The 19,205-nt window shown below is 52.5% G+C and carries 20 protein-coding genes, 1 pseudogene and 1 other annotated feature; of the genes and pseudogenes, 10 read left to right on the forward strand and 11 right to left on the reverse strand.

Features of this window, described 5'->3' with window-relative positions; all coding sequences use genetic code 11:
• Positions 1 to 31 precede the first annotated feature (31 nt).
• Together EHV07_RS09305 and EHV07_RS09310 are read right to left on the reverse strand one after the other, a co-directional pair.
• Positions 32 to 1,225 (reverse strand): multidrug effflux MFS transporter, encoded by a 1,194-nt coding sequence (locus EHV07_RS09305; RefSeq protein WP_147197227.1) that lies wholly within the window; start codon positions 1,223 to 1,225, stop codon positions 32 to 34.
• Positions 1,222 to 1,803 carry a TetR/AcrR family transcriptional regulator gene (locus EHV07_RS09310; protein ID WP_147197230.1) on the reverse strand — a complete coding sequence of 194 codons (582 nt, stop codon included), beginning with the start codon at positions 1,801 to 1,803 and terminating at the stop codon, positions 1,222 to 1,224. The genes EHV07_RS09305 and EHV07_RS09310 overlap by 4 nt, the downstream gene beginning before the upstream one ends.
• A gap of 181 nt (positions 1,804 to 1,984) precedes the next feature.
• Between EHV07_RS09310 and osmE the strand changes: the two genes are divergently transcribed.
• On the forward strand, positions 1,985 to 2,320 hold the full coding sequence (gene osmE / locus EHV07_RS09315) for an osmotically-inducible lipoprotein OsmE (protein WP_147197232.1): 336 nt from the start codon (positions 1,985 to 1,987) through the stop codon (positions 2,318 to 2,320).
• Positions 2,321 to 2,415: 95 nt separating this feature from the next.
• Here the strand turns inward: osmE and EHV07_RS09320 are convergent, their stop codons facing one another.
• From EHV07_RS09320 to EHV07_RS09340, 5 genes are all read right to left on the reverse strand, one after another.
• Entirely contained in the window at positions 2,416 to 2,802 is a 387-nt protein-coding gene (locus EHV07_RS09320; protein ID WP_147197234.1) for a DUF6515 family protein, read from the reverse strand.
• Between the two features lie 129 nt (positions 2,803 to 2,931).
• Positions 2,932 to 4,263, reverse strand: a complete 1,332-nt coding sequence (locus tag EHV07_RS09325; RefSeq protein ID WP_147197237.1) for an MFS transporter — start codon at positions 4,261 to 4,263, stop codon at positions 2,932 to 2,934.
• Positions 4,264 to 4,484: 221 nt separating this feature from the next.
• Positions 4,485 to 6,749, reverse strand: a complete 2,265-nt coding sequence (gene katE, locus EHV07_RS09330; RefSeq protein WP_147197239.1) for a catalase HPII — start codon at positions 6,747 to 6,749, stop codon at positions 4,485 to 4,487.
• A gap of 201 nt (positions 6,750 to 6,950) precedes the next feature.
• Positions 6,951 to 8,348 carry an L-cystine transporter gene (locus EHV07_RS09335; protein WP_147197241.1) on the reverse strand — a complete coding sequence of 466 codons (1,398 nt, stop codon included), beginning with the start codon at positions 8,346 to 8,348 and terminating at the stop codon, positions 6,951 to 6,953.
• A gap of 156 nt (positions 8,349 to 8,504) precedes the next feature.
• Positions 8,505 to 9,095 (reverse strand): metal-dependent hydrolase, encoded by a 591-nt coding sequence (locus tag EHV07_RS09340; protein WP_147197243.1) that lies wholly within the window; start codon positions 9,093 to 9,095, stop codon positions 8,505 to 8,507.
• Positions 9,096 to 9,330: 235 nt separating this feature from the next.
• Here EHV07_RS09340 and EHV07_RS09345 point away from each other — a divergent pair, with 235 nt between their 5' ends.
• On the forward strand, positions 9,331 to 10,527 hold the full coding sequence (locus EHV07_RS09345) for an L-talarate/galactarate dehydratase (RefSeq protein WP_147197245.1): 1,197 nt from the start codon (positions 9,331 to 9,333) through the stop codon (positions 10,525 to 10,527).
• Positions 10,528 to 10,568: 41 nt separating this feature from the next.
• Here EHV07_RS09345 and hxpB read toward each other — a convergent pair whose 3' ends face one another.
• Positions 10,569 to 11,240, reverse strand: coding sequence for a hexitol phosphatase HxpB (hxpB, locus tag EHV07_RS09350; RefSeq protein ID WP_147197247.1), 672 nt, complete (start codon positions 11,238 to 11,240; stop codon positions 10,569 to 10,571).
• Between the two features lie 171 nt (positions 11,241 to 11,411).
• Here hxpB and EHV07_RS09355 point away from each other — a divergent pair, with 171 nt between their 5' ends.
• Positions 11,412 to 11,951, forward strand: a complete 540-nt coding sequence (locus EHV07_RS09355; RefSeq protein ID WP_147197249.1) for a YniB family protein — start codon at positions 11,412 to 11,414, stop codon at positions 11,949 to 11,951.
• A 3-nt stretch (positions 11,952 to 11,954) separates the two neighbouring features.
• Here EHV07_RS09355 and EHV07_RS09360 read toward each other — a convergent pair whose 3' ends face one another.
• The gene (locus tag EHV07_RS09360) at positions 11,955 to 12,848 is read right to left on the reverse strand and encodes a fructosamine kinase family protein (RefSeq protein WP_147197251.1); all 894 of its coding nucleotides are present in this window, start codon (positions 12,846 to 12,848) and stop codon (positions 11,955 to 11,957) included.
• A gap of 106 nt (positions 12,849 to 12,954) precedes the next feature.
• Positions 12,955 to 13,248, reverse strand: coding sequence for a type V toxin-antitoxin system endoribonuclease antitoxin GhoS (gene ghoS, locus EHV07_RS09365; protein ID WP_147197253.1), 294 nt, complete (start codon positions 13,246 to 13,248; stop codon positions 12,955 to 12,957).
• 244 nt (positions 13,249 to 13,492) lie between these two features.
• On the opposite strand from ghoS, the gene EHV07_RS09370 reads away from it, so the two are divergent.
• Positions 13,493 to 14,248 carry a YdiY family protein gene (locus tag EHV07_RS09370; RefSeq protein WP_147197256.1) on the forward strand — a complete coding sequence of 252 codons (756 nt, stop codon included), beginning with the start codon at positions 13,493 to 13,495 and terminating at the stop codon, positions 14,246 to 14,248.
• A 46-nt stretch (positions 14,249 to 14,294) separates the two neighbouring features.
• Here EHV07_RS09370 and EHV07_RS09375 read toward each other — a convergent pair whose 3' ends face one another.
• The gene (locus tag EHV07_RS09375) at positions 14,295 to 14,393 is read right to left on the reverse strand and encodes a YoaK family small membrane protein (RefSeq protein ID WP_147197258.1); all 99 of its coding nucleotides are present in this window, start codon (positions 14,391 to 14,393) and stop codon (positions 14,295 to 14,297) included.
• 333 nt (positions 14,394 to 14,726) lie between these two features.
• Here EHV07_RS09375 and thrS point away from each other — a divergent pair, with 333 nt between their 5' ends.
• The 6 genes and pseudogenes from thrS to pheS all read left to right on the forward strand — a co-directional run bounded on the left by thrS (position 14,727) and on the right by pheS (position 19,204).
• Positions 14,727 to 16,655, forward strand: coding sequence for a threonine--tRNA ligase (gene thrS / locus EHV07_RS09380; RefSeq protein WP_147197260.1), 1,929 nt, complete (start codon positions 14,727 to 14,729; stop codon positions 16,653 to 16,655).
• A 3-nt stretch (positions 16,656 to 16,658) separates the two neighbouring features.
• Positions 16,659 to 17,210: a translation initiation factor IF-3 gene (gene infC / locus EHV07_RS09385; protein ID WP_071995442.1), complete on the forward strand. Its 552-nt coding sequence runs from the start codon at positions 16,659 to 16,661 to the stop codon at positions 17,208 to 17,210.
• 94 nt (positions 17,211 to 17,304) lie between these two features.
• Positions 17,305 to 17,502 (forward strand): 50S ribosomal protein L35, encoded by a 198-nt coding sequence (rpmI, locus tag EHV07_RS09390; RefSeq protein WP_004157374.1) that lies wholly within the window; start codon positions 17,305 to 17,307, stop codon positions 17,500 to 17,502.
• Between the two features lie 41 nt (positions 17,503 to 17,543).
• Positions 17,544 to 17,900: a 50S ribosomal protein L20 gene (rplT, locus tag EHV07_RS09395; protein ID WP_147197262.1), complete on the forward strand. Its 357-nt coding sequence runs from the start codon at positions 17,544 to 17,546 to the stop codon at positions 17,898 to 17,900.
• Positions 17,901 to 18,018: 118 nt separating this feature from the next.
• Positions 18,019 to 18,144: a sequence feature (Phe leader region), on the forward strand.
• A pseudogene (locus tag EHV07_RS24760) lies at positions 18,028 to 18,069 on the forward strand (hypothetical protein). It overlaps the preceding feature by 42 nt.
• Before the next feature lie 76 nt (positions 18,145 to 18,220).
• Positions 18,221 to 19,204 carry a phenylalanine--tRNA ligase subunit alpha gene (gene pheS, locus EHV07_RS09405; RefSeq protein WP_147197267.1) on the forward strand — a complete coding sequence of 328 codons (984 nt, stop codon included), beginning with the start codon at positions 18,221 to 18,223 and terminating at the stop codon, positions 19,202 to 19,204.
• Position 19,205 lies beyond the last annotated feature (1 nt).

A 19,205-nucleotide genomic window follows, 5' to 3' on the forward strand; every position in this document is an offset into this window, starting at 1 on the left:
GCAGAATAAGGTTTTGCCGGTCTTTTGCTGATTATTCAGGCTTTTCCGGCTTCTGCGCTAATAACAGGAACAGGGTGATTGCCAGCAGATAGCAGCCAAATATGGTGGCGGTCATGGTCAGCACCGACGTGCCGCCAATTCCCGTGACCGGCACGGCGATCCCACCCAACGTAAACATGGTGACGCCAAGAACGGCGGAGGCGCTGCCGGCACGATGTCCCTGGCTCTGCATGGCCAGCGAGGCGGCGGCAACACCGACCGCGCCGTTGCTGGCAACGCTAAAGAACAAGGCAACCAGAACAAAAGGCAGCGCGGCCCCGCTAAGGCCGGTAAGCAACAGGCTGGCGGAAGAGACAAACGCCAGCGTCAGGCCGCCTTTTAACACCCGATACTCCCCCCAAAGCGGACTGAGACGAGCGCTGGTTTGTGAGGCAATAATCAGTCCAAATCCATTAGCGGCAAAGCAGAAGCTGAACGCCTGCGGCGACAGGCCATAAATCTGTTGCAGAACAAACGGCGACGCGCCGATGTAGGCAAACATGCCGGACATCATAAAGCCCTGCGTCAGGCAGAAGCCCATAAAAGGACGGTAGGTGATGACCTGGCCCAGCGCGGCCCAGGCGGAAAAAATGCTGCCCTGACTGCGCCGCTCTGGCATAAGCGTTTCGTGCAGCTTTACCCGCGCCAGAAACAGCAGCAATACGGCGATGGCTGCAATGACCATAAACAGGCCGCGCCAGCTGAATATGGCCATCATTGCGCCACCCATCACCGGCGCGGCAATAGGCGCAAAGCCGTTAACCAGCATCAATAACGCAAAAAAGCGCGTCAGGTCATGGCCGCTGTACATATCACGCGCAATGGCGCGGGACAGCACCGCGCCACCCGCGCCGAAAATGCCCTGTAGCAGACGCGCTAACAGTAATTGATGAATATTCTGCGCCAGCGCACAGCCGACGGAAGCGATTGTCAACAGCAGCAGAGAAATCAGCAAAGGACGAACGCGGCCATATTTATCACTCATTGGGCCAAAAAGCAGCTGGCCAGCGCCCAGACCGATCAGGCCGGCGGTCAGGCTTAGCTGTGCAGTCGCGGTGGGCGAATTCAACTCGCGGGCGAGTGCGGGTAACGCAGGAAGGTAAAGATCGATACAAAGCGGCCCTAAAGCCGCCAGCAGGCCGAGCGTGATGGCGTAGCCAAAACGATTGGAATGGGCAGGTGTCATGAATCCTCTGTCTTGAAAAGTAGATCGTTGAATTGTTGGTATAAAGAGTACAGGCGTTCCGCTGAGGCTTTCTGAGGCGTCAGGCGTCGGCATGAGGTGCCTTCCGTCAGGACAGCCAGAACCTCCACGCAGGCGCGGATATGTTCATCGCTGAAGTGCGGATAGTCTCGTTTTACATTTCGGCAGGCATGCGTGAACATGCGGTTATCGGCGTCGCTTACCATTTGTGCAACAACCGGGTTACGCGTCGCTTCGGCTGCCACCTCCATCATCAGGGCTTCATCATCTTCATTCAGCGCGTGACGCCACGCGAGCAGCCGCGGCAGATTGGTCGCCGCCGTCTCTTCCATGTGTTGCAGCCGCGTATCGATAATACGTTTCACCATCTCTTCGATAATCGCGTCTTTATTGGTGAAATAGCGATAGATCTGACCGACGCTCAGGCGCGCCTCTGCGGCCAGCTGCGCCATACTGGCACCGTGAAAACCTGCCTGGCGAAAACAGCGACGGCCAGCAGCGATAATCTCGTCCTGGCGTTGGCGATGCCGTGCATCGCGTGCTTCAGATTGTGTACTCATCACGCTTTCCCGCTCTTTGTCGCTCGCCAGACTGTGCGAGAGCGAACGTTCATTCTCAAAAAGGCCATTATAGTCACCCTGTTGATAAGGATGTTAGCGTTTTTCTCTGCCAAAAAGTTGATAACTCTGCATTTCTGTTCCAGGCTTATGCTCACATGGAAAATAAATGAGGAATAAAAACATGAATAAAGTAACAGGATTTATTGGTGCTGCCGTGGCTCTGGCTGTGTTGTCCGGTTGTACAGCTTATGACCGCGCCGAAAGTTTCGTAACCAAGCCCGTTGTTCAGGATGTTAAGAAAGGGATGACCCGTCAGCAGGTTCGCGATATCGCGGGACCACCTTCTACTGAAATCACCATGACGCATGCTCGCGGCACTTGTCAGACTTATGTGCTGGGCGAGCGTGATCATAAGCAGCAGACCTATTTCGTGAGCTACAGCGACACCGGCCGCGTGATGAATTATGGTTTCCAGAGCTGTAAAGAGTACGATACCGATCCGCAAGCGGGTCAGTAAGCTGTTATAAAAACCGGTGACGGATGTGACCGGTTTTAAACAATAAAAAAACACCCTGCCAGCGTACTGCGGCAGGGTGTTTTATTTTGTCCCGTTTACAGGCCTGGCGGGCGTGGCACTTCCAGGTAACGACCGTCAATATCCCGACGGTAGTAATGACCATCCTGCACGTAAAAACGCTCGCCGTTGTAGTCAAGCGCGTGCATATCACCGCTGAAGCGTTCCGCGGGTGGCTGTACAACAACATAGGTGTTGTCGTTCTGACGCTGATAGTAGTTGCCGTTTAGCGCGTAATAGGTCAGGCCGCCGATGATCACTGCTGCGGCGGCTTCCGGCAGAAAAGAGAGCCGTCCAGGGCCACCGCCACCATGGCCGTGACCATGATCCCAACCGGGTCCCGGGCCCCAGTCTCCGGGATGCGCAATGGCCAGCGTAGGGGCTAACAGCGTCAAGGCGAACAATGTACTTATCACCTTTTTCATAAAGTATCTCCTGGTTCTGACTGAGGCTAACATTACTCCGGGCCAGTGAAAACGCAAGAGGCAACCCGCCGCTATTGCGGGTTGCTTACAGTGCTTAACGTATTCTTAACTCTCTCTCCATGCTCTCTGTCAGATTGCTTCCTTACGCTGCGGATGGAAAACAGGGCCAGTCACCGTCAGCTTTTTCTCCGGCTGTAAAAACAGCATTGCCAGCATGCTGCCAAAGGCAATTGCCGCAGTGGCACTAAACATAGCATTGTAGCCATAATGCTGTGCCAGCCAGCCGCTAAGCATCGGAGAAATAATCGAGGCAAGGTTTGCGATCGCCAGCGTCATTCCGCTGTAGGTGCCGACCGTCGATTTAGGCGTGACGTCAATAACCACCGACCAGTAGACGTTGTTCACCAGCGCATTCAGCGCGTTGCCCAGCGTCATCATCAGAATAATAGCGGTTGCTGAAGGCATCCACGGGATGGCCATAAAGCAGAGTGCGGTAAGCATTAAAGTGACGGAGGCGAAGACATTGCGCGCCAGGCGCAGATTTTTGAAGCGTTTTAATAACGTGTCGGCAATTTTCCCGCCTAGCAGCACGGTCAAACAGGCGCCGCTCCAGGGGATCATGGCGACGTACCATAACGAGTGCAGATCATAATGGAAATTATCCTGCAGGTATTTGGGCCCCCATGTCACCAGGGTGAAAGTAATATAGAGAAAAGAGAAATAGCCCAGCGCGTTGCAAACAAGGGTACGGCTGCTAAAAAAACGCCACCAGGGCAGGCGGGGGCCAGCGGCGCTTTCAGCCTGGCCGTGCAGGATCAAATTTCGTTCAGAGGCACTGACGCGCGGCTGCTGTTCCGGCGTGTCGGTAAATGCGCGGGCGAAAAGCAGCATGGCTGCCAGTGAAAAAATCCCCAACAAAATAAACATCACTCGCCAGTCATTCGTTAATAACAACAGGCCAACCGCGACAGGCGCAGTGAGTAAAGCGCCAACCTGAGTACTCAGCAAGCCAATACCCAGCGCAATTCCACGTTCATTGTCAGGTGCCCAATGCGCGATGGCTTTGTTCATCAGGGCGTACGCTGGCCCTTCCGCAACGCCAAACATCACGCGCATTACCGCAAAGCCCATAATCGCCGAGCCGCCAAATAGCGCCATACCCAGCTCGCCAGCCCAGGCGGTAGCGATTTCCAGTAATGACCAGAGAACGCCAGCAAGGAGCCAGACCTTTTTCGTGCCTAAGCGATCGGCAAGAAAGCCGCCGCACAATGAGCCAAAAAGATAGCCAAAACCAAAATAGCTCAGCACCACACCAAGCTGGACTTTGCTGAAATGGAATTCGTCTGCAATCGCGTTAGCCGCAAAGGAGAGGGCGCCGCGATCGATGTAGTTGATTAGGGCGATCAAAAACAGCATGGCAAAGATTCGATAGCGATAACGGGTGTCGGTAGCAGCTCTCATGGATTGTCTCCTGAACAACGAGGGTATTCAGGAGAAGCAACTTTGATGCCACTGTTTTGACCGGCCGGTCAAAATGCAGAAGGTTGGGTATTTTAGTGCGGGATCCTGCTGGAAAGGGTGGGCAAAATAAGGCGAGGCTAAGCGCTTTGAGCCTGTCCAGAGCAAGGCGCAGCGTCGGCTGCACCTTACTGGAACGGCATCATGCCGCTTTACAGGGCAAATTATGCCGGAACGCTTAACGCTTTCTGACTGCGCGACCAGATACGGTGCGCGGCCATCGCGGCAAGGAATTCGCTCATCAGCACGCCTTCCGCCTTGCTGTCTTCGATAATGCCTTCTTCCTGCTCGCTGTCGCCCAAGCCAAATTGTGATTTAAAGCGGCGTGCGGCACCGCTCAGGCCAATCACTTTCAGATGCTTATAGGCTTCCAGCAGGAAGTAGCGCGCGTCGCCACTGAGCAACAGCGCGTCGATATTACCATCCGGCACGATAACGGCATCGAACGTCAGTGACGGCAGGCCGCTAAAGGTCGCGTCAATCGGCAGTGAAGATCCATCATCAGCGCGCACCTGGCCCATATGTGGCGCAAGCAGTTTGGCATGCACGCCCTGGGCTTTCAGTTCCTGGAGGATCGCCAGCACGTCGGCCGCTATCACGCCGTCGCTGATCAGCAGCGCCACCTGGCGTCCCTTGATGCTTCCGCTCGGTACGGCATAGAGGCTCAGGCTGGCATCTTTTTTCAGGCCATTAACATCTTTTGGCGGTGCGGTGTGCATTTTTTCATCCGAGAGCGCGATACCCAGATTTTGCGCCACGCCATTGGCCAGCGATACGTCGATATGAACCAGATGGTCGACAACGCGTTCACGGATATAGGGCCGCGCAACCTTACTTAGCTCAAATGAATAGGCGTCGATAATGTGCTGTTGCTCAACCGGCGTCTGACTGTTCCAGAACAGGCGTGGCTGAGAATAGTATTCACCGAAGGAAGGGCTGCGCTCGCGAACCTTATGGCCTTCAATGCGTTCCTGATAGCTTTCGAAACCGCCGCGATGGGGGGACGGAGGCGTTTCACGCGGCCAGTTATCATTGATGGAGTTCGGCTCGTAGTTAGCCGGGTTGGTATCAATGTCCATGCGGTGCATGCCCTGACGCTGGAAGTTGTGGTAAGGGCAAACGGGGCGGTTAATCGGAATTTCGTGGAAGTTCGGCCCGCCAAGGCGGCTGATTTGCGTATCGGTATAGGAGAACAGACGTCCCTGAAGCAGCGGGTCGTTGGTAAAATCCATGCCGGGAACGATATGGCCGGGATGGAAGGCGACCTGCTCGGTTTCGGCAAAAAAGTTATCCGGATTGCGGTTCAGCACCATTTTACCGATAAGCTCAACCGGCACGAGTTCTTCCGGGATCAGCTTGGTCGCATCCAGCAGGTCAAAGTCGAACTTAAATTCGTCTTCTTCCGGGATCAGCTGCACGCCCAGTTCATATTCCGGGTAATCGCCCGCTTCAATGGCTTCCCACAGATCGCGACGATGGAAATCCGGATCGCGCCCGGTCAGTTTTTGCGCCTCATCCCACAGTAGCGAGGCTTTACCGGCCACGGGCTTCCAGTGGAAGCGGACGAAGGTGGCTTTACCTTCTGCATTAATAAAGCGGAAAGTATGAATGCCGAAACCTTCCATGGTGCGATAGCTGCGAGGAATACCGCGATCTGACATCGCCCAAATCACGTTGTGCAGGGTTTCAGGCTGAAGCGAGACGTAATCCCAAAACGTATCGTGCGCGCTCTGGCCCTGAGGAATTTCATTGTGCGGCTCAGGCTTCACGGCGTGAACAAAATCGGGGAACTTGTGCGCATCCTGAATAAAGAACACGGGCGTGTTGTTGCCAACCAGATCGAAGACGCCTTCCTCCGTATAAAACTTGGTGGCCCAGCCGCGGATGTCGCGCACGGTGTCTGCTGAACCTGCGCCGCCCTGAACCGTAGAGAAACGAACAAAAACCGGCGTCTGCTGATTCGGGTCGCGTAAAAAATCAGCTTTCGTAATATCGCTCATATCGCGATAGGGCTGGAAGTAACCATGTGCTGCTGAACCACGCGCGTGAACGATACGTTCCGGAATGCGCTCGTGGTCGAAATGAGTGATTTTTTCTCGCAGGATAAAATCTTCCAGCAATGTTGGACCACGGGTGCCAGCACGCAGCGAGTTTTGGTCATCAGCAATGCGTGTGCCCTGATTGGTGGTCAGCGGGAAATTTTCACCGCCTTTGCGGAAGGTTTCCAGCGCGTCGAGCTTCGCGTTACTGGTCTCCGGCGCTTTCAGACTGCCTGGCGCCGTCGGCTGTTTTCCGGGAGGCGTTGGCTCGGACAGAGGCTTGTGTGAGCCGTCCGCGGGTGCCAGAGAATCCATGCCTGGCTTTGCCGAGTCGGGACCGGTTAGCGGGGCGTTATGGGTTATTTCCTTGTTATCGGTTTCTTTTGACATGCTCACTTGCTCCTGTTGTTGTCTTTTGGACTTCAGTAACTATAGAACAGTCAGGCGGATACGCATGAAAAGTACAGGGTTAAACATCTGAAACGCTGAAGGGAGAGCAGGGGCGCAATAAAAATGCCCCGCAAGCAGCAAACTTACGGGGCAGTAGCTCAGTAACGGCAGCGGGCCGTGACGGCATTTGTGGGTAGGGCGTTACCGGTGTGCCAGTTCGGCATCTTCCCTGGCGTCGGCATTTAGCAATGCGCGATCGGTTTGCTTCAGCCACTGGCTGGTCAGCGTACCGGCCGTCATTGAGCCATTCACGTTGAGCGCCGTACGTCCCATATCGATTAATGGCTCAATGGAGATCAGCAGCGCTACCAGCGTAACCGGCAGGCCAAGCGTAGGCAGGACGATCAGAGCAGCGAAAGTCGCACCGCCGCCAACGCCTGCCACGCCCGCAGAACTGAGCGTCACGATGCCAACCAGCGTTGCAATCCACATCGGTTCGAACGGATTAATGCCAACGGTAGGCGCGACCATCACCGCAAGCATCGTGGGGTACAAACCCGCACAGCCATTCTGACCGATAGTTGCGCCGAAAGAGGCCGCAAAGCTGGCAATCGATTCAGGGATCCCCAGGCGGCGAGTTTGCGCCTCAATGCTCAGCGGGATACTTGCCGCACTGGAGCGGCTGGTAAAAGCAAAGGTAATAACTGGCCACACTTTGCGGAAGAACACTTTCGGGTTAACGCCGTTGACGGCCAGCAGCAGCGCATGGACCGCAAACATGATTGCCAGGCCCAGGTAGGACGCCACCACGAAGCCACCGAGTTTAATGATGTCGTTGAGATTTGAACTGGCAACAACCTTCGTCATTAACGCCAGCACGCCGTATGGCGTCAGCTTCATAATCAGACGAACCAGTTTCATTACCCACGCCTGGAGCACATCAATCGCGGCCAGCACGCGTTCGCCCTTAGGTTTATCATCACGTAATAAATGAAGCGCAGCGACACCGAGGAAGGCAGCGAAAATCACTACGCTGATAATCGACGTAGGATTAGCACCGGTTAAATCGGCAAACGGATTTTTCGGTACAAAGGAGAGCAGCAGCTGTGGCGGCGAAAGATCGGCCACTTTTCCAACATAATTTGATTGCAGCGCGGCGAGACGAGCCGTTTCCTGTGCGCCCTGAACCAGCCCGTTAGCGTTCAGGCCAAACAGCCAGGTGACAAAGACGCCGACCAGCGCAGAAATAGCCGTGGTAAACAGCAGCACGCCAATAGTCAGAAAACTGATTTTACCTAATGAGGAGGCGTTATGCAGCCTGGCAACGGCGCTCAGTATGGACGCAAACACCAGCGGCATAACAATCATCTGTAAAAGCTGAACGTAGCCGTTACCGACTAAATTAAACCAGCTAATCGACTCTTTCAGGACAGCACTGTCGGGCCCATAAATAGTGTGCAAAGCCAGTCCGAACAGCACACCCATTACCAGCCCGACGAGCACTTTTTTTGCCAGGCTCCACTGGGTTTTACCGCTTCTGGCCAGCAGCGCCAGGAGAGCAATAAATGCTACCAGGTTAAGTATCAAAGGAAGGTTCATCCCCAAATCTCCATTTATAGCGAGGGTTATACTGCCCTCTGGATATAATTCGTATCGCGTATTAAGTCCGCGGATCTGCAAATGGTAACAGTTCCGCGGATACGCACTATATATCCAAAATCAATAGCTTATAACTAAATGGAATTTAGGATGGCGTTATTGCGCCAGCGAGTGGTTAAGGAAGCGGCTGATGCTGCTTTGCACCGCATTTATTGCCTGGGGAGGCCAGTCGGTCTTGCCAAATCCAGGCGAACCTTGCGGGAAAATAATGGCGTAACCCACCAGCGCCAGGCAAAGCATTCTTTCCATCTGGTTGCCATTCTGGCTTCTGAGCAGCGGCAGGCGAAAACGCCAGCGGCATGGCCAGAGCAGCGGTACGCCTGCGGGGGTTAACATATCCGCAACGATATGACTCAGATAACCCAGCACCAGTCCCTGAAATACATCGGCAGGCACTACCCATTCGGCCGGGACCTGTAAATTAAACAGCGCTACGCCGCCCGCTACCGCCAGTAGACTGTGGGTGAAGCCCCGATGGCCGAACGCCCGTGCTATGGGATGCGACAGCCAGCGGAATCGCTGCCCCAGAAACGAGCGCGGATGATCGATATCCGGCAGCAGGCAGGTCAGCAGCGTGGCGGGAACAATATGCCACCAGTCAGCGCTGGCCAGCACCGGGGTTAACTCGGCTCGCTTGGCAAAAATGGCGCTGGCAATGGCGAAAATGAGATGGCCTTCGGCCGTCATGGGATTACCTGGTAGTCGAACTGTCAATTCATCCAGTATAGGGGATATATACAGTAGAAGAAATATGTGACGCTGTAACGAAAGATAAATATTTCTGCCATAAGGTTAACATTCCGGCTCGTTTCGTGATCGATTATCCAGTTATTAGCTTTGATGCTGGTCTCTGCTGAACGTATTACGCTAAATGTTGACGTATTCACCATCACCAGCCTTATGTTGAAGGAGATCCTGCCTTATGAGCACCAGCGCTAATTCTCAGGCCGTAACCTATGCCCAGGCAACCGGTACAGCCACTGCGGCCGACACTGGGGACCGAATCACCTGGGTAAAACTTTCTCTGGCTTTCCTTCCTTTAGCCACACCGGTTAGTGATGCTAAGGTCCTGACCGGTCGGCAAAAGCCCCTCACCGAAGTGGCCATTATTTTTGCTGAAATCCGCACCCGGGAAGGTTTTGAAGGCGTGGGATTCAGCTATTCAAAGCGAGCGGGTGGACAGGGCATTTATGCTCATGCAAAAGAGATAGCCGATAATCTGCTCAACGAAGATCCTAACGACATTGATAAAATCTACAGCAAGCTGTTATGGGCCGGCGCTTCGGTTGGGCGAAGCGGCATGGCCGTGCAGGCGATTTCGCCGCTGGATATCGCCTTATGGGATCTCAAAGCGAAGCGTGCAGGATTACCGCTGGCCAAACTTTTAGGGGCGCATCGTGATTCTGTACAGTGTTACAACACCTCCGGTGGCTTCCTGCATACGCCGCTGGAGCAGGTGCTTAAAAACGTGGCGATTTCTCGTGAAAGCGGTATTGGCGGCATTAAGATTAAGGTCGGTCAGCCGGATACGGCAGAAGATATTCGACGACTCAGCGCCGTGCGTCATGCGCTTGGCGACGATTTTCCATTAATGGTGGATGCCAATCAGCAGTGGGACAGAGACACGGCTATCCGCATGGGACGCAAAATGGAGGATTTTAATCTGGTCTGGATTGAAGAGCCGCTGGACGCGTGGGATTTTGAAGGACATGCGCAGCTTGCCGCCGCGCTCGATACGCCTGTCGCCACAGGAGAGATGCTTACCAGCTTTCGCGAGCATGAGCAGTTGATTCTGAACAACGCCTGCGATTTTGTGCAGCCTGATGCGCCAAGAGTGGGTGGCATTACGCCATTTCTGCAAATTATGGATTTAGCGGCAAGGCACCATAAAAAACTGGCACCGCATTTTGCGATGGAAGTGCATCTGCACCTGTCTGCTGCCTATCCACTGGAGCCGTGGCTGGAGCATTTTGAATGGCTGAATCCGCTGTTTAATGAACAGCTGGAGCTGCGCGACGGAAGGATGTGGATTTCGGACCGGGCCGGTTTGGGCTTTACTATCAGCGAGCAAGCGCGTAAATGGACGGTGCTGGAGTGCGAGTTTGGCGAGCGGCCATAATAGTCAACGGAGCGGGGCGGAAGCAGCCTCGCTCCGCGGTTTTATTTGCCGTGCAAATGGCGGCTGCTTAACTCAACAAGCGAAGAGAGTTTTACGTCAGCCAGCGCCCAGCGCGGATCGGCGGCATAGTCAGAATCAGGCACGACAATTGAACGCATGCGCGCGGCTTTAGTGGCGATCATGCCATTAAATGAGTCTTCAAGCGTTACGCAGTTCAACGGATCGATGCCTAATTGCGTAGCGGCATCCAGGTAAACCTGCGGATGAGGTTTGCTGTAGGGCAGAGCTTCTGCCGACGCCAGCACGTCAAAGTAGTGACGCAGGTTAAACATCTCCAACACCTGCTTCAGCATATGCAGTGGCGAAGCGGATGCCAGCCCAATTTTTAACCCTTCGGCTTTGCACAGCTTCAGCGCCTGTTCCACGCCGGGTAACAGAGGGCGGGTCTCTTCAACCAGATCCAACGCGCGGGTAATAATCCGCTGCGTTACTTCCTGCTGGCTCGGGCCGCTCCACGGCAGCGTTTCGTACCACATACGAACGACCTGATCGATGCGCAAACCAAGCGTATCCGGTAACGCATCTCGCTTTGAAAGATCGACATCCAGCGTTTCAAAAACGTCCAGTTCGGCACGGTACCACAACGGCTCTGAATCGATCAGCAAGCCATCCATATCAAAAATTGCTGCAAGCACTGGGCGTGACCACGTCATATTACGGCTCCGTTATCCAATTTTCTTCACCTTATCATGAAGTATTGCTGGACGATATCTGCGCATTCAGAGTGATAAGTCGCCATTTACGCTTGCTGCAACAAATTTTCAGGCACATTTAGCGGCGGGCGGGTAAACTTACAGCCTCACAGCTAAAGGACAGGAGAAAGCATGACTTATCAACAGGCTGGGCGAGTCGCAGTCATTAAGCGTATCGCTGGCTGGATTATTTTTATTCCAGCGCTGATTTCCACGCTGATCTCGCTGATGGGGTTTCTGGAAAAAACCCGCGAAAAGCAGGAAGGGATTAATGCGGTAATGCAGGATTTTTCGCACGTGATGATCGATATGATCCGTTTCAACACCCATTTTCTCGATGCATTCTGGCAGAATTCCCCGATTCCTGATTTTAACCAGGGCAGCAATGTTTTGTTCTGGGTTATTTATATCGCCATTTTTGTGGGGCTTGCTTTACAGGCGAGCGGCGCCCGAATGTGGCGTCAGTCACGTCATCTGCGCGAGGGAATTGAAGATCAGATGATCCTCGAAAAGGCGAAAGGTGAAGAAGGGCGCAGCCGCCAACAGCTGGAAGAAAAAATTGTGGTGCCGCGCCATACAATTTTCCTGCAGTTTTTTCCGTTATATGTCCTGCCGGTTATCATTGCCGCCGCAGGCTATTTTGTGCTGAAACTCGCCGGGTTTATTCATTGATTTTCAGGCTGGGCGGGCGTGCTGTCTGCTCAGTTCGTCCAGATCCAGCAGCGTGCCTACCGCTCGCTGCGCTTCTCCCAACCAGTGTCCGCCAAACACGTTTGCCCTGTTCAGTAAATAATAAAGCTGATAGACCGGCTGACGCAGCAGATAATCGTCCGGCAGCGGCCAGACTGACTGATAGCCCTCGAAAATCTGACGTGGCAGCTCTGGAAACCAGGCGAGCATTGCCAGATCGCATTCTCGGTCACCCCAATAGCAGGCAGGATCGAAAATCCATGGGCCCGCATCGCTGGCTCCACAGTTTGCCGGCCATAAATCGCCATGCAGCAAGGAAGGCTGAGGGTGATGAGCAGCCAATACGTTCTGCGCACAGCGGGTAATCAACTCTATATCGCCATACTGGATGCCCTTTTCTGCCGCCAGCTGTAGCTGCCAGCCAATCCGCTGTTCGGCAAAAAAAACAGACCAGCGTCGTAACCAGCTGTTTGGCTGAGGTGAGGTGGTAATGTTGTTATCAAAATCCAGACCAAACTGAGGCTGCTCGCTCCATTGATGCAAATGAGCCAGCTGTTGGCCCAGCTGCCGGGCGCTGTGTTCATCCAGCGCGGTAAGAGGAATATATTCCAGCAGCAAAAAACTGACCTCACGGTCGCTCCCTACGCCGTAAACTGCCGGAACGCGAACGGTATTACTGCGGGAAAGGAGTTCAAGCTGATCGGCTTCCCATGTGAACAGATCCAGCATCTCCCGGGTGTTGCACTTGATAAAAACCTCGTGCTCACCGTAACGAATACGCCATGCCGGATGGACATCACCGCCCGGCAACTCTGTGCGCTGGCTGATTTCAGCCTCACCTAACTGCTCACTCAACAGACGACCAATGGCTGACCACATAGCGGTTTCCTCTTTCGCTGTGTCTTGCAGGACAGGATGATACTAACGCTTAAATAATAATCAAAACCAGCGGTTGCGCACAGCATCGGGCATCTTTTACAAAACCTTAGGTTTTGCTGGCGGCCAGAAACTCGTCAAAACGTTGTATTTCAACCTCGGGTTTTTCTCCCAGTGCCATTTCACCCAGCCCCTCTGCCTGCTCACGGACTTTTTCTTCATCCAGTGCGCTAACGAGGCCAAAGCTGTTGGTTCCCAACTCAAAAGGATGGCCTTCTTTGTCATGAAGGCTGGTGGTAAATCCGCCATTGGTCAGAGCGCTGTTCAGCTCAAGCACATCAGAAAGTCCCTTTTCCTCGAAACGGAAAGTGACAACATACTGTGTAACATCTGAATCACCCATAATTCACCTCGTTGTTAAGCCATCGTTTTTTAGCATAGCTCACCTGGCCGCGTCCGATCGGGCTATACTTTGCGCCGCCGGGGAAAGCGCTTCTCATTTCATTACTTTTTTTGCGGGTAACCAGGTGGAAAAATGCGATTTAATAAAATGTTACAACTCTTTCCATAAAAGGCATTGATCGTCTTTGAAAACTCTTCAGACTCACTCTTTTTTTCAACCTCAACAGCCGTATGGATCATATTTAATGAAAGCGCTTAATAAGTTGTCGGTCGTACTTTTACTTTCTGGCGGCGCCCTGTGCCATCAGGCTCTGGCGGATAACAATGTCTTCACGGTCATGGATGATCCTTCTACTGCCAAGAAAAATTTTGAAGGTAACGCTGCTGCGGGTTACCTCGCTCAAACCGGCAATACCACCAGTTCTTCACTAACTGCCAGCACCAATATGACCTGGTACCAGTCGCAGATGGCTTACAGCCTGTGGGGCAACGCCAGCAATACCTCTTCTAACGATGAGCGCTCTTCCGAAACCTATCAGGTGGGCGGTCGTTCGCGTTATAACATCAACACGGCCGATTACCTGTTTGGTCAGGCAAGCTGGTTAAGCGATCGTTTCAATGGCTACGACGGACGTTCTATTCTGGCTGCCGGTTACGGTCGTCAGATCCTGAGCGGTCCGGTTCACTCACTGCGTCTGGAAGCCGGTCCTGGTGTGCGCTACGACGACTACCATGATGGCGGCCATGAAACGCAGGCACTGGCTTATGGTGCGGCGAGCTACCAGTGGCAGCTGACCGATACCACTAAATTTATTCAGGGTGTTTCCGTGCTGGGCAGCGATGACACAACGGTAAACTCCGAAACCGGTTTACAGGTCGCGATCAACGCTCATTTCTCATTGAAGATGGCTTATAACGTTACCTGGAACCAGAATCCGCCGTCTTCTGCCCCGGATAAAACCGATACCAAGACCACGATTCAGCTTTCTTACGCCATGTAAGAAAGCCTGTGGGTTATGCCAGGCATAACCCACACTCCTCCTGCCATTATGCGCCCGGCATCCATGCGCCGCTGGCGATAAACCACACCAGCAGAGCAACACCCGTTATTCCCACTGCGGCGGGAAACAAATAACCAATTTTCATTTTTTCTTTATCCGGAAGTGAGGGCCTCTGCGTAAGGACTCGTGCTGAGCGGAACGTTACCGGACAGCTTTTCAGCGAAACCGCAGATGACCACAAATAAGCCTTGTTAACTGACAAATTTTTTTCGCGCCGTGCATTTGTTGGCCATGGCGTGTAAGATACTACTCCTTCAAAGGTTTTTGCTAAATGGCTGCTTTTGAATATGTGTATCAGGCTTGACACCGAATCAGCAAATGTGAGTTGATTTTAAGTGCCAGGTTGCTGGTATATAAGTAAATTTCAATTTTGTATGTAGCCTTGCGTATGGGTTACCACTGCAAGTAAGGATGTATTATGCCTGTTATTACTCTTCCTGATGGAAGTCAGCGCTCTTTTGACCACGCCGTTAGCGTGATGGATATCGCCCAGGACATCGGTCCGGGTCTGGCTAAAGCCTGTATCGCAGGCCGTGTGAATGGTGAACTGGTTGATGCTGTCGATCCCATCACCGAAGATGCACACGTTGCCATCATCACTGCTAAAGATGAAGCAGGTCTGGAAATTATCCGCCACTCCTGCGCTCACCTGCTGGGTCATGCTATTAAGCAGCTGTGGCCAGATACTAAAATGGCGATCGGTCCGGTTATCGACAACGGCTTCTACTATGACGTTGATATCGATCGTACTCTGACCCAGGAAGACATTGAGCAGCTGGAAAAGCGTATGCACCAGCTGGCTGAAACGAATTATGACGTCATCAAAAAGAAAGTGAGCTGGCAGGAAGCGCGTGACGCCTTCGCTGCTCGTGGCGAAACTTATAAGATGACCATTCTTGATGAAAACATCAGCCATGACGACCGTCCTGGCCTGTATCATCACGAAGAATATGTTGATATGTGCCGCGGGCCGCACGTGCCTAACATGCGCTTCTGCCATCATTTTAAACTGCAGAAGATTTCCGGTGCTTACTGGCGTGGCGACAGCAACAACAAAATGCTACAGCGTATTTACGGTACGGCCTGGGCAGATAAAAAACAGCTGGCAGCTTACCTGTTGCGTCTGGAAGAAGCGGCCAAGCGTGACCACCGTAAAATCGGCAAGCAGCTTGACCTGTACCATATGCAGGAAGAAGCGCCGGGCATGGTGTTCTGGCACAATGATGGCTGGACTATTTTCCGTGAGCTGGAAGTCTTTGTCCGTAGCAAACTGACTGAGTACGATTATCAGGAAGTGAAAGGTCCATTGATGATGGATCGCGTGCTGTGGGAAAAAACCGGTCACTGGGAAAACTATAAAGAAGCCATGTTCACGACCTCTTCTGAGAACCGTGAATACTGCATTAAACCAATGAATTGCCCTGGACACGTGCAGATTTTCAATCAGGGTCTAAAATCATACCGCGACCTGCCTTTGCGTATGGCCGAGTTTGGTAGCTGCCACCGTAATGAACCTTCTGGTGCGCTGCATGGTCTGATGCGCGTGCGTGGCTTTACTCAGGACGATGCGCATATCTTCTGTACAGAAGAGCAGGTACGTACTGAAGTAAACAGCTGCATCCGTATGGTTTACGACATGTACAGCACGTTCGGTTTTGAAAAAATCGTGGTGAAACTGTCTACCCGTCCGGTGAAGCGCATTGGTTCTGATGAGCAATGGGATCGTGCCGAGGCTGACCTGGCTGCCGCGCTGAAAGAGAACGATATTCCGTTCGAGTATCAGCCGGGCGAGGGCGCGTTTTATGGCCCTAAAATTGAATTTACCCTGCATGACTGCCTGGATCGCGCATGGCAGTGTGGTACCGTTCAGCTCGACTTCTCTCTGCCGGGCCGTTTGAGTGCTTCCTATGTAGGTGAAAATAATGAACGTCAGGTGCCGGTGATGATTCACCGTGCGATTCTGGGTTCAGTGGAGCGCTTTATCGGTATTTTGACCGAAGAGTATGCCGGTTTCTTCCCGACCTGGCTCGCTCCTGTACAAGTTGTGGTGATGAATATCACCGATGGCCAGTCCGAATATGTTGCAGAATTGACCCAAAAACTTCAGAATGCGGGCATTCGTGTAAAAGCGGACTTGAGAAACGAGAAGATTGGCTTTAAAATCCGCGAGCACACTTTACGTCGTGTCCCGTATATGTTGGTCTGTGGTGATAAAGAGGTGGAAGCAGGCAAAGTTGCCGTTCGCACCCGCCGTGGTAAAGACCTGGGCAGCATGGACGTAAACGAAGTGATCGCGAAGCTGCAGGAAGAAATACGCAGTCGCAATCTTCATCAACTGGAGGAATAAGGTATTAAAGGCGGAAAACGAGTTCAACCGGCGCGTCCTAATCGCATTAACAGAGAAATCCGCGCCACAGAAGTACGACTGACTGGCGTCGATGGCGAGCAGATTGGTATTGTCAGTCTGAATGAGGCTTTGGAAAAAGCTGAGGAAGCAGGCGTTGATTTAGTAGAAATCAGCCCTAACGCCGAGCCGCCCGTTTGCCGTATTATGGATTACGGCAAGTTCCTCTATGAAAAGAGCAAATCTTCTAAAGAACAGAAGAAAAAGCAAAAAGTTATCCAGGTTAAGGAAATTAAATTCCGTCCTGGTACCGATGATGGCGACTATCAGGTAAAACTACGCAACCTGATTCGCTTTCTGGAAGAGGGTGATAAAGCCAAAATCACGCTGCGTTTCCGCGGTCGTGAGATGGCGCACCAGCAGATCGGTATGGAAGTGCTTAACCGCGTCCGTAAAGATCTGTGTGAAGACATGGATCTGGCGATTGTCGAATCCTTCCCTTCGAAGATCGAAGGTCGTCAGATGATCATGGTGCTCGCTCCTAAGAAGAAACAGTAGGCCATAAAGTGACCGCGACCCGACGGTGTATGCCGTCGGATTGTTGTCCGCCTGTCTGTTTTATTTTATTAACAATGCGAAGTGGATGTTTTAAATGCCAAAGATTAAAACTGTACGTGGCGCGGCTAAGCGCTTCAAGAAGACCGCCTCTGGTGGCTTCAAGCGTAAACACGCAAACCTGCGTCATATTCTGACTAAAAAATCTACTAAGCGTAAACGTCATCTGCGTCCGAAAGGCATGGTGTCTAAAGGCGATCTGGGTCTGGTTATTGCCTGCCTGCCGTACGCATAAGTAATTTTTTTTTAAATCAGAATATTAAACAGGAGAGCTAAATGGCTCGTGTAAAACGTGGTGTAGTTGCTCGCGCACGTCACAAAAAAATCTTAAAACAAGCTAAAGGCTACTACGGTGCACGTTCACGTGTATACCGCGTTGCTTTCCAGGCTGTTATCAAAGCTGGTCAGTATGCTTACCGTGACCGTCGTCAGCGTAAGCGTCAGTTCCGTCAGCTGTGGATCGCGCGTATCAACGCAGCGGCACGCACTAACGGTATCTCTTACAGCCGTTTCATCAATGGCCTGAAAAAGGCTTCGATCGAAATCGACCGTAAGATTCTGGCTGACATCGCCGTATTCGACAAAGTGACATTCTCTGCACTTGTTGAAAAAGCGAAATCAGCTCTGGCGTAAGTCAGGTGAAAGAGGGAGCTGGTCTCCCTCTTTTATTTTGTGTAACTTAAGCAATTTGTTGACATTTTTATCCATGCGTTTTTCAATAGGGCGCTGATACGGCAAATGACAACAAGGTAATACAAGCATGAACGCGAATTTTCGTTTCTTTTTTTACTTTAGCACCTGAACATCGGGGGCTTTTGCGCAAAGAAAAGAAACGAAAAATCGCGCTGAAAGCCTCCCTCGTGGAGGCTTTTTTATTTCCGGCGTAGCAAATCCAGGACAGAGTCGTCCCATAAAAAACAGACCGGCCACGGCGGCTGGAAGAAGAGGAAAGCATGTCACATCTCGCAGAACTGGTGGCGAACGCGAAAGCGGCCATTACAGATGCACCCGATGTTGCCGCGTTAGATACGGTACGCGTTGAGTATTTAGGGAAAAAAGGTCATCTGACGCTGCAGATGACCACGCTGCGCGAGGTGCCAGCGGAAGAGCGTCCTGCTGCAGGCGCTATCATTAACGAAGCCAAGCAGCAGGTGCAGGAAGCGCTCAACGCACGTAAAAACGATCTGGAGTCTGCGGCGCTCAACGCTCGTCTGGCTGAAGAGACGATTGATGTTTCGCTGCCGGGACGTCGTATCGAGAATGGTGGCCTGCATCCGGTTACGCGTACGATCGATCGTATCGAAACTTTCTTTGGCGAGCTGGGCTTCGCGGTTGAAACCGGGCCTGAAATTGAAGACGACTATCATAACTTTGATGCGCTGAATATTCCGGGACACCATCCTGCTCGCGCCGATCACGATACCTTCTGGTTTGATGCGACCCGCCTGCTGCGTACCCAGACGTCTGGCGTGCAGATCCGCACGATGAAAAACCAGCAGCCGCCGATCCGTATTATCGCGCCGGGCCGCGTGTATCGTAACGATTACGATCAGACGCACACCCCAATGTTCCACCAGATGGAAGGGTTGATTGTTGATAAAAACATCAGCTTTACCAACCTGAAAGGGACCCTGCACGATTTCCTGAATAATTTCTTTGAAGAAGACTTACAGGTGCGTTTCCGTCCTTCCTATTTCCCCTTCACCGAACCTTCTGCGGAAGTGGACGTGATGGGCAAAAATGGCAAGTGGCTGGAAGTTCTGGGTTGCGGCATGGTGCATCCAAACGTTCTGCGTAACGTCGGTATCGATCCTGAAGTCTATTCCGGCTTTGCCTTTGGGATGGGAATGGAGCGTCTGACCATGCTGCGTTACGGCGTGACCGATCTGCGCGCCTTCTTCGAAAATGATTTACGTTTCCTCAAACAGTTTAAATAAG

The sequence above is a fragment of the Pantoea sp. CCBC3-3-1 genome (assembly GCF_007981265.1).
GTDB lineage: Bacteria > Pseudomonadota > Gammaproteobacteria > Enterobacterales > Enterobacteriaceae > Erwinia.